Genomic DNA, 363 nt, shown 5'->3' on the forward strand with positions numbered 1-363 from the left:
AATGACACGACTTCGGCGGTACGCTTGAGCCCCGCTACATTGTCGGCGCGGAATCACTAGACCAGTGAGCTATTACGCACTCTTTCAAGGGTGGCTGCTTCTAAGCCAACCTCCTGGTTGTCTCTGCGACTCCACATCCTTTCCCACTTAGCGTACGCTTAGGGGCCTTAGTCGATGCTCTGGGCTGTTTCCCTCTCGACCATGGAGCTTATCCCCCACAGTCTCACTGCCGCGCTCTCACTTACCGGCATTCGGAGTTTGGCTAAGGTCAGTAACCCGGTAGGGCCCATCGCCTATCCAGTGCTCTACCTCCGGCAAGAAACACACGACGCTGCACCTAAATGCATTTCGGGGAGAACCAGC

Annotated in this window: 1 rRNA gene; it reads right to left on the reverse strand. The window is 56.2% G+C overall.

The features are described from left to right. Nucleotides 1-363: ribosomal RNA gene (locus tag KUM38_RS00005) — 23S ribosomal RNA — on the reverse strand; the annotation flags it as partial.

The sequence above is a fragment of the Streptomyces sp. AC558_RSS880 genome (assembly GCF_019049255.1).
Classification (GTDB): Bacteria; Actinomycetota; Actinomycetes; order Streptomycetales; family Streptomycetaceae; genus Streptomyces.